We start from the raw sequence: 11,070 nt of genomic DNA on the forward strand, positions 1-11,070 counted from the left end.
TTATTTCTATTTATCATTGACGACAGAATTCTAGAAAGATACTTTCAAATCATCAATATATAATACACTATCCGGTGCACCGGAGAACTTATCTCCGTCTTTACTTGAAGAACACACAATAGCTAGCTTATATTTATTTGAAGCATTCCATGATTTACCATCTTTCCATTCAAACGATACATTAAATGTAGTCCACTCTGCTTTCTCACCAGCATCCTTTACAGAAGCAATCGCTACTATTTTTTCAGACGTCAACAAATTTGTTCCATCTAAATAATCAGCCATATAATCCGATACTTCATACAATACCGCATTCATAGCCGGGGCATCTGTTTTTGACTCATCCAAGTTTGCGACATTAGCTTTTTTCGGATCTGGACATACATAATATTTTTCTCCGGCTGTATATTTATAAACTCCAGAGAATGTTTTCGGTTCCCTATCACAAGGCTGTCCGAAACGTGTACTCTTTAAGGTGTTAGAAATTTCCGTAATAAATACCCCATTAAACAAAGAACCGGAAGTAACATACGGAACCATTGCCAAGGCTGAACCACTTGAATTAAGTGTTGTCAACTTAGCTGCTTTACCTGAATAACCTGCTGCTGCTTCATGTACAGCATAAGGTTTTGTTTTATCATATTTAGTAAAAAGACTCATTGATTTTAAATATTCAACTCCTGGATTCGAAGTTGTCCACCCGCCAACCGGTTCATAATACTTCATATGTTCATCATCAGTATTATTCTTCAATTCCCATTGTTCCAAATCGGTTGCAAAATTCAAAATACCACAAGATATAATATATTCTTCTCCAGTTGTCTTGCCTTCGCTGTAATCTTTCTCTGAAACAATATTTATTCTTTGCGTCTTAGAACAATCAATGGCACCTCCGTCATAAAGTTCACCATTATAAAACACCTTTGCACCATCTGAAACAACTAACTTCGGCACAATTTTCAATTGTTCTGCCTGTGCATCCGGTTTTGCATAAAGAATAATCCAGTTGCCTCCCATTGAAGAAGTAACAATAGAAGGTTTATAAGCAAGTACATCTTCATTGATGGTTACACTCAAAAGTTCTTTCTCTGTCTTTAATACACCAGAAACAAATGTATAATTTACATTATATGTTTCTGACTTTATATTAATTTTCAACGTCATTTCTTTGTCGCTGCTGATAGAACCTGAAATTGTATACTCGGTTGCTTCCCTTCTATTAGCAACTGCGGTTGTGGTTCCTTTATACTCTCCAATAGTGAAAGAGCCGTCTGCCTGCTTTTCGATAGCCACTTCATCAGCTTTCAAACCCTGATATTTATAAGCACTCGCCGTAAACCCAGGTTTTACAGGGAAAGACACACTAAATGATGAAAGACTAATTTTATTATAACCTTTGGCCACCATAGTGATCCCTTTAGAAGGTTCAGTCAATTCAAATCCTTCACCTGTGTAGTCACAAGTAAAACCATTCTCCGTACGTGGATACCAACCTGCAAATACTGTTGAATAATCAGCATCATCCGCTTCCGTACTAATACGGGTACCCGTAACTTTCACTTCAATATTCATTGTAGTAGACGGATCTTCCGGCATATGTTGAACCACATTTATTGTCATATTGACTTTCTCTGCAACCACATTTCCTGATACGGTAATGTCCAATGTACCTAGATCTGCATGTTGTATTGTGGTCTTTGTTTCCTGCAATACTACTTGAGAAGCATCACCTTCCAAAACAACACCACCAACTATAATATCCCCTACAGTTAAAGGAGCACCAGCTATATCTATCGCAAAATTACGCAAAGACACCGTTACTTTGTTCTCGTCTTCCGATTTAACAAATATTCTTTGAGAAATTGGGGCACTTTCTGTCAAATCCACTCCTTCCAAGAAGACTTTCAACTGACTATTATAAGTTCCTACCACATAACTATTAAGTCCAAGTCCTTCTCCTCCATCGTTACCGTTTTTATCATCATCACTACAAGATGTAAACAATGCCACTGTACACAATACAGTAAACAAGTAATAAAATAAATTCTTTCTCATTTTTTAATTCTACTTTTAATTAATAAAAGCAAATACGTGATATTCCCATCACACAGATGCCTGAATTTTACAGGCGCAAAGTAACTATTATTTTCAGATACCCACAAGGTCTATATTTCTTGTTTCTGTTCCATTTTTAAAGAAATACACCTAAAATAGGCTATAAAAAAGCATAAATTCCCGCTGATTATTAAATAGAAATATTCTCTTTTTAATAATCAGCGGGAATCTACAGTTCCAATCTCACACATTGATATATCAATACAGCCTACTTACAGGCTGTTCATTTATGACACTCAATGTTCTATTGTTTTATTGTTTCACACCAGTATATTGAACATTTACATCCATAAACTTTTCGCCTCCAGACATACTTACCCCTACAACGATCGGCAGACTCAAATTCTTACCATCCACTGTTGCATCAGCTATGTCAACTGTACAATCGACAGGTAGCTCGGAAGTTTCAGTTATTGGAACTTTTATTCCTTTCAATTCCGTTGCACCACTAAAAGTATATTTACCATCTTTCTGGGTCAAAGCACATTTCTCTACTTTTAAATCGCCCAAGCTTACTGGTATAGATGCTTCTCCTATAGATACACTCAAAATAAAATCTTTGATAACTACATTTACTGCGTCATCGCCATTCTTTACCAGAGATAAAGATTTGGTTTCATTGGCTACTTCCTGCCCCATCAACTTAACAACTAAATTACCATTATACGTACCAGCTACCTTTTCAGAGGCAACAGTAGTGTCATCGTCATCATCGTCACTACAAGACATTAAAAAACTCATAGTGCCAATTAACATTGCAAACAAATAAAATGAAATTCTTTTCATAACATTCTCTTTTAATTAAAAAAACTTCTCACTTCTAAAGAAGATAAAACAATATCTTCCATGTTTTTTCTCAAAACATAGGCGCAAAGTAACTATTATTTTCAGATATTTGCAAGGTCTATTTTTCTTGTTTCTGTTCTATTTTTAAAGAAATATACCCAAAAGGACTTATAACATACCATTTTACAATTAAAATGATGATTAAAAAAGGAAAGAGAATCTATATCTCTGAACCCATTTATCTTCGTTATATGCTATAAAGCCAATCAGTTATCATAATCGTATTCCAGACTAAACTCATCCACATAAAGCACACTACCGGACGCTCCGGTAAAGAAATCACCGTATTTGCTTGCAGAACATACCAGGACGATATAGGTTGGTTTTCTGTTCGTAGCCCTATATTCCAGTTTCAAGTCAAATTCCTTATACACGGCAACAGAAGTTCCCGATGTAAATTCAGCATAAGCAATCACATGCTTATCATTTTTATCAAACAATTTCCGGTTAGAAGGTTTGGTGCGTATTTCAATCGGACTATCCCAATCACCAATGGCAATATAGATCGAGCAGGTATCTGTCCTTCCTTTTAAATAATTATATTCAATGGAAGAGTTATCAATGACTCCGGGCTGGTACTTATAATATCCTTTCAGATGAGTAGGATAAGCAGAGAACGATTGCCCAAAGTTCAAGATACCATTTGTTCCGTCGGTTGCCACATATTTACCGACAAAGAGGTTACCGGCTGCTAATTTCCCGGCAGAACCTACTCCCACAAACTTAGACTCAAGCTTCGCAGCCATACCGGTTGTTTTACCCGACCATATATCTTCGGTAGGAACAGAGTTGCTGTCACCTAAAGTTGTAGCTCCCTGATTTCCGGTATCCCAGAAAGGAGTTTCATTACTTCCCCACGGGTTCCAGACTTTACCACTCTGATTCCAATTATCAAATGTACCACCTGTTAAAGGAATCGCAGCAGTCGTTCTAAAAGTAATCTCTTCACCACGATCTTCTGTTCCATCTACCAAAGCACGACATACATATTCCGTGTCCGCTTTCAAATGCGGAACACAAACATAGAAATTTACTCCATTCTGTACAACGATATCCTGATCTACCCTTGTCCATTCTTCTGATGAAGCTTCACGTATTTCAAAGCCGTTCACTACATCCTCCTGTCCTTCTCCATAAAGCCATGCTACATTAGTCCAGCCATCCGCCGAATTAGTAAAGACAACCTTATCCGTAATGAATGCGTACAAACTCCACTCTTCGGTTTTTCCTTTAAATGTCACATTTACTTTCTGCTCTTGTGTAAAGTCCTTCAAAGTGGTAAAGTCAGGCGAAACGGTAGAACTGATCGGCCCCAGCTTCAAATCTTTCACGGTTATTTTGTTGAGCATCGTATTTTTATTGACATAAACGATAGCTTGTCGAGCTTTTTCGTCAATTACGGCTCCTCCGACCTGATTCTTGACGCTAAATACGCGTTCGACGGTCTGGTTGGCTATAATCTTCCATCGATAATCCTGATACAAAGACAATACCACTTCTTTAGGAGAAGACAAATCAATCGTTGTATTCACCTTCAAATCCGTATTAGCCTCTTCCGAATAATCGAAACGAGTGACAATCACTTTCTTCAAATCCACAGAATCGAGCAAGTCTACTGTTACTGTACGTTCTTCATTATTAATGACTGCACTACCAATCTGTCCATTCACCTCAAAGCCGGTAATAGACAATCTGACAACAGGATACGGCAAATCGTTCTTGACGCATGATGAAAAAGCAAATGCAATGCAAATGCATATAATTAAGGATAAAAGTCTATTTCTGCCTTTACTTTTCATGATTACATACTTATAGTTAATCCTAAATTAATATCAAACAAATTTATTTTAAAGTTGGCTCCACCGTTCGTACGGGAACCTTTCTCACCAAGATTATTCACCTGACTTTCCTTACGGTATTTCAAGCCTATCACTCCCACACTACATTCCACACTCACATTTTGCATAATAAAGACAGCCACTCCGGGATTAATCCCCAACTGTGCCTCAAATATATTCGTTTTGGTATTCTTCAAACTCTCGCCCGAACCTCTTGTAAACTCCGAATGTCCGAATCCCAAACGCAGATTGGTTTCATTGAACAATCCGAAACGTTTTCCCGGATCCAACCCGATATAGGAGCTATGGAAAAAGGTGCAATTATACAACTCTTCTTTCAACTTCAATTCCTTGAGAGTGAAATTCACGTCATCATCAATCTTAAAACTAACATTGCCTAAATGACCGTCCGTATGCTTATAACCGAGCTTTACACCCACTACCTGATTATCTTTGAAAAAATAACCGATAAAAGGAGCCACATTAATGGTACGTGCTTCAAAATCAAAATTATCGAGGTAAGTAAACAATAATTTAGAGTCCTCACTGTTATAATCCCAAAATGAAAAATCCGTACCAAACATCCATTTTCCTTTAGGCATAAAGCGATAATTCACAATGCCACGATCAAACCGCCCTACCCTTTTGATTCTCAATAAATCAATGCCTCGCTTGGTCTCTAACGTATCACTTTTCCAATCGAACTCTCTTTTAACCGTTTCAACCGCGTGAACCGGAAGTGCAGCTGTTATTTTACTATCCTGTTGACGCTCCGACAATACAAGGTCACAAATAGTTCCTTCTAACTTCAAAGGAGTATTGACAACATCAGAAGCCAATTTTATATCCGTTGAAGAAACCGGCGGAACAGCTACTGCTTCTCTCTTAGACGCAACCTTCTGCCTTTTATCTGCCTGCTTTTTATCTACAAACTTCCCCACTGATCTTTCTTCAGATTTCTCCACTGTTCTTTCTTCAGGCTTCTTCACAACCTTTTCCACAGAATTCTCTGCTGGAGACACGTTTTCCTCCACTTCTCCAATTATCTGGCAGGCAGAGTCCACAACAGCTTCAGGTACCTGATGAGTATCCTCTACTGATGACAATACCTCCTGTTTGTCTTCCTGTCCCTCACTTTTTATTCCATAAAAGAATACCAAGCCGGCACATACAACCAGAAGCAGGAACAGTAATATGTATTTTTTTCTATGTCTCATAAAATCATAAGCAAATCGTCAATCCTAAACTAATATTGAAAGGATTCACCCTAAAGTTAGATCCACCCGTCATCCGTTTTCCCGTCTCTCCCAGATTATTTTTCTGTTTTTCCTGCCTGTAACGAATGCCGGCTATTCCGAGCGAACATTCAATACTTACATTTTGCATGATAAAAACAGCCAATCCCGGATTTATTCCCAATTGCACCTCAAATATATCTGTTTGAGTATTAACCAGATTTTCTTCTACACCACGGTCGAATTTAGACTTTCCAAAATTGAACGTCAAAGCAGTCTCATTGAACAATCCAAATCGTTTACCGGCATCCAAACCTACATAAGAGCGATGAAAGAACGACACGTTATACAAATTTTGTTCCAACTTTAAATCTTTCAAAGAGAAATCGACATCATCATCAATTTTCAGCGTGATATTATTCAAGGCTCCCCGCATATTCCGGTATCCGAACTTCAATCCCAACACCATATTATCACGCACGGCATAGCCGCCATACACAGAAAAATTAAGGTTACGCCCGTCACAATCAAAATTATCAAAGTAGGCAAACAGCAGTTTATTATCCGCACTATTGTAGTCCCAGTATGACATTGTGAAACCAGAGATCCACTTCCCTTTAGGAATGAAACGATAATTCATGATTCCACGATCATAGCGTCCGATACGTTTGATTCGCAGGAAGTCCCAACTCCCTTTTACCGGTAGCGTATCCTTCTGAAAAACGGGGACAGAATCTTCTACCTCCAACGATTGACAAACCGTTTCCGTCTTTCCCCACAAAGAGAAAACGAATACAGACACCAGTACTGTTACCAATAACCGTTTATACATTCGTCTTGTTTTTTAAAGGTAAAAAGCTATTCCCAGTCCTATACTGAAAAGATTAATTTTAAAATTGGCACTCATCGACGAACGGTTGCTTTCGTAAATCCGGTCCGTCACTTGATGGGTTCGACTGACATTCAGTCCCAACACACCAATGCTTACTTCCACTGCCGTATAATTATTGATAAAGGCAACCAAACCTGGACTCAAACCAACACTTGCATCCAAAGAAGTCTGATATACTCCTGTCAGGTCATCCCCTTTACCGTTCACCACTTTTGAAACAGAACCTCCCAACTCTAACTGCACTTCATTGAATAATGCAAAACGCTTGCTAGTACCTAAATTGATATAATTTCTCAAGACAGCAATTCCCGAATAAGAGTTCTTCAATTCATACAGGTTACTAATATCAAAGTTGGTATCTTCATCAATATTTACACTGATATTATTTAGCTTGGTATACGTCCGGCTATACATAAAACGTCCACCTGCAGCTACATTATCCTTAAAAGCATAACACAATACCGGACTCACTTTAAAAGCATACCCTTCTCCACTCAAATTCTCTATCACCAGAAACTGATAGTTATCATTTGAGTATTGAGAATAAGAAACTGAACTACCCACAATCCATTGTCCCTTAGGAATGAAAGTTCTCATTTCTATATTCCGTTTGAACTCCTGTTGCGCGCATGTTTGCGTCGTTCCAACAATTATTCCCAAGATTATCAGGAATGAAGTTTTGATAAAGTAATTCATACTTTGCTTATTCATAAATTAATTCCAAATCATCAAGCCACAAAGTACTGCCCGTACTTCCGGTAAAATAATCTCCATATCTACTTGCACTACCCACTAAAATAATATCAGTCGGTTTACGGTTAGAGCGATAGTTAATCGGGATCTCCAGTTTAATCAATCCTTCACCCTCCGTCGACTCTTTAAGAATACACTCTCCATAGCCTATCACATTCGAAGAATTTGAATCAAAAAGCTGCCTGTCAGCAGGCTTTGTCTTAACAAGTACCGGTATATCCGTTTCTCCTTCAAAAGTCTGATGTGGCCAGTCACCCAATGCTATATAAATAGAGCCCATGTCTTTACTGTTTTTCGGCAACTCACTCAATGTTGAATAGTCCACCGTACCAGCTACATATCTATAATAAAGCACCAATTTCGATGGACGTGAAGTGAAAGGACGTCCAAACCGTAAGATACCGTCTGTTCCATCTATTTTCAGGAACTTCCCAACAAATACATTTCCGGCAGCAAAAGCACCAATTCCAAAAAGAGCCACATATTGAGACTGTAATTTTGCAGAATAATTCCCGCTGTGCTTAATGGTTGCGTCATACGTTGTCACATTCTTATTCAATGTAGCAGAACCCGTATTACCACTATCCCAGAACATTTCTCCACCACTCTTATAAATATAAAGAGGAGAACTTCCATGCCAGTCTTCAAACCCGGCATTCGGTAATTGCGCAGGAGCTTCTGTAGTGAATTGTTTTGTTTCTTTCGCTGCAACAGTACCAGCCATTGCCTGATATTCATAGGTTATACCAGGTTCAAGTCCGGTTATTTGACTCGTAAATATTTTATTATTCAACACAGCCTGATTCGAATACATCCAGTCATTGGAACCAAGCGCCCGGTAACGGAAATTCATTTCTGTAACTGAAGCAACCAGACTACCATACAGAGTGGCTTTTGTTGACCAAATATCGTTCTGTGTAGCAATATCCTCGGTAGCAACCAAAGCATCTGTAGCGATAACCGTCAACGTTTTCGCTCTATCTTTTCCATTCCGGTCCCTTACTTCAATGTCAAATCGATAGGTGTTATTACCGTCGTCAATCGAATTAGTCATTATCTCTCTCAAGTTTTCCTTAAATGCAAACTGAACCTTTGTCATATCCGCATTAAATTGGATACTAAATCCAAGATTATCCAGTTCTCTTATCTGAACTTCAGTCAATTCCATCAAGTCGAAAGAAGAAAAATGGGTAATTCCCAACCGTGCAAAATCCGCACTCGTCACTTTCAGTTCAGTAAAAGGCACACTGGCAGCCATCCGCACAACAATAGGTGTTTCCTTGTCGAATTGCGCACGATAAACTGCATTATCCAACTCATAAATCTGATCATTCTCGATTATCTTAATAACAGGACGTGCTAGTATATCTACTTTCTCATCCGTCGTCAAAGCTGTCTCAACCACATTTACAGAAATCATGCCACCACCCACTTCAGAGGAAGAATTACTAAAAGTCAAATCATATCTGGTTGCTTTCCGCACCAAATTAATAACTCCACTTTTGGTTATTTCTGTTTCACTGCCGTTAAGTTGCCCAACAAAATTCCATCTTAATTGGTTTTCATCATCCAACAGCATAAAATATCCAAGCTGGGATATATTATCCTGTGTATATTCCAAGGTTCCCAATCGGTTACTCACCGTAATTTTATAAGTAGGAAATGCCTCCTGTAATTCGTCAGACAGAACCAGACTGACTACTGTATTGCGAATGCCACACACTACTGATTCCGAAATAGCCGTCCCTTTTGAAATTGTAAACTCTTTCGTCCCCTTGAAATAAGAATCGGTAAAAGATGCAGCTACAGAATCACCCGCAGTAACTTCCGCTTTATAATTGTCGGGAACTAACAGTATTTGTTCCGGCATTTCATCCAAAGTGGCGAATTTACGCACCAAGCCCTCCGCGTTACGGATATACACTTTACACTTCTGAAGCAATTCTTCATCGGTAAGCGTAGCTCTCGTTTTTCCGGCAGAAACAGTGGGTAATTCACGTTGAACACCTATCTTTAAAGATAATGCACCCTCTCCATTATTTGTCAGATCACTTTCACGGCAGGAGACACAAACAAGTCCAACAATGAAAGCTATGACTAATATATGTATCAGTTTTTTCATTCTGTTTTCTTTGCTATTGATTTCAATGCTAAAGTAGCTGTTCTCGTATTATTTGCCTGATCGACAACGGTAATAATAAAATTATGAGAAGCAAGTCCATACAATCCGAGTAGCGGGGTAAACTGTGTAATATCAAACACCAAATATTTCACTCCGATCACTTCACTGCCCACCGGGAAACCTAAGCTCTTCAACGCTTTCTCCAAATCAGCATTTGCAGGATGTGCCAAATCAAATTCGGAAGACAAGCCTACCGACTTCAGAATTTCAGGCGTCAAAGTCTCCGAATCAATCTTCACTTTCAAATTTTGAATGCCATTATCTGCCGTGATATTAACAATAATAGTTTTGGTTTCGTCTTTCTCGACTTCTATCTCATCCATTATATTGAAACCTTGTCCTACGATTGTCGGTGCACTTGTACCAGGATTTACAGATGGATCTTCCGGCAATATATCTTCTGCTCCCGGATTAGCCCAAGCAAGCAAATCCACTTTCTTACATACCGCATCCAGCTTTACGCTTAATCCCATGTCACCCACTGAAGGTATCTCCAGATTAAACACAATGTTCCGGTGCTCTCCACCTTTCACATTGCTGAAACTGGTTTGCTCTTCTGTCCATTCCCCATCTACCGTTCCCTGGAAATGAACAATAATGATATTGCTTACTTCGGCAGCTTCAAAGAATCCGGCACGTCCACTTCCAATATCGTTATTATTAAAAGTCAGTTCACCTGTACCGACTTTTATTGTAATGGATTGGTCACCACCGACTTTCTGCTTCAAATCATCATTGAGATCGACTGTCACCATTATATTCTGCAAGAAGCATTTAATTACATCAACCGATGTAACCTCATCTTTCTTTATTGTAAAAGTCTGGGTTCCTTTATAGAAAGGTTTTTCCCATTCAGCAGGTTTTACGTCATGTGATAATGCTTCAATCTTATAGTTACCCACATTCAAGGTCAAGATCTCCGGCATATCTCTATATCTTGTATATTCCTTTACCAATAAATTATTATCAGTTGAATAAATCCGAATGATATAATCATCTGTATTGATTGCTTTACCGTCCGCACGTGACAGCACATCCACAGAAACAGAAACACTTGTTCCCGCAAGTCTTACCTGTCCTTCGCCTTGATTTGTATTCCCGGTTCCTTCGTCGTCCCTTCCAAAATCAGGGTTATCATTCATACAAGCACTGCATAAACCTAAGATGCTTGCCAAACATATAAAAACGAGTTTTTTTATTGCTTTCATA

Annotated in this window: 8 protein-coding genes; all 8 read right to left on the reverse strand. The window is 38.6% G+C overall.

What is annotated here, in order from left to right; genetic code table 11:
* Nucleotides 1-30: 30 nt before the first annotated feature.
* Nucleotides 31-2,055, reverse strand: coding sequence for a PCMD domain-containing protein (locus NQ505_RS25415; RefSeq protein WP_008998768.1), 2,025 nt, complete (start codon nt 2,053-2,055; stop codon nt 31-33).
* A gap of 312 nt (nt 2,056-2,367) precedes the next feature.
* Nucleotides 2,368-2,901, reverse strand: coding sequence for a calycin-like domain-containing protein (locus tag NQ505_RS25420; RefSeq protein WP_008998769.1), 534 nt, complete (start codon nt 2,899-2,901; stop codon nt 2,368-2,370).
* A gap of 266 nt (nt 2,902-3,167) precedes the next feature.
* Complete coding sequence (locus NQ505_RS25425; RefSeq protein ID WP_008998770.1) at nt 3,168-4,760, reverse strand: PCMD domain-containing protein; 1,593 nt, start codon at nt 4,758-4,760, stop codon at nt 3,168-3,170.
* A gap of 2 nt (nt 4,761-4,762) precedes the next feature.
* Nucleotides 4,763-6,016, reverse strand: a complete 1,254-nt coding sequence (locus NQ505_RS25430) for a hypothetical protein (protein WP_008998771.1) — start codon at nt 6,014-6,016, stop codon at nt 4,763-4,765.
* A 4-nt stretch (nt 6,017-6,020) separates the two neighbouring features.
* On the reverse strand, nt 6,021-6,866 hold the full coding sequence (locus NQ505_RS25435) for a hypothetical protein (RefSeq protein WP_008998772.1): 846 nt from the start codon (nt 6,864-6,866) through the stop codon (nt 6,021-6,023).
* A gap of 12 nt (nt 6,867-6,878) precedes the next feature.
* Entirely contained in the window at nt 6,879-7,622 is a 744-nt protein-coding gene (locus tag NQ505_RS25440; RefSeq protein ID WP_004306842.1) for a hypothetical protein, read from the reverse strand.
* Nucleotides 7,623-7,629: 7 nt separating this feature from the next.
* Nucleotides 7,630-9,801 carry a DUF4493 domain-containing protein gene (locus NQ505_RS25445; protein WP_004298005.1) on the reverse strand — a complete coding sequence of 724 codons (2,172 nt, stop codon included), beginning with the start codon at nt 9,799-9,801 and terminating at the stop codon, nt 7,630-7,632.
* Nucleotides 9,798-11,069, reverse strand: a complete 1,272-nt coding sequence (locus NQ505_RS25450; RefSeq protein WP_008998773.1) for a DUF4493 domain-containing protein — start codon at nt 11,067-11,069, stop codon at nt 9,798-9,800. Before NQ505_RS25450 ends, NQ505_RS25445 begins: the two co-directional genes overlap by 4 nt.
* Nucleotide 11,070: the final 1 nt, after the last annotated feature.

Origin of the sequence: Bacteroides sp. D2, from assembly GCF_025147085.1 — a bacterium.
Lineage (GTDB): Bacteria > Bacteroidota > Bacteroidia > Bacteroidales > Bacteroidaceae > Bacteroides.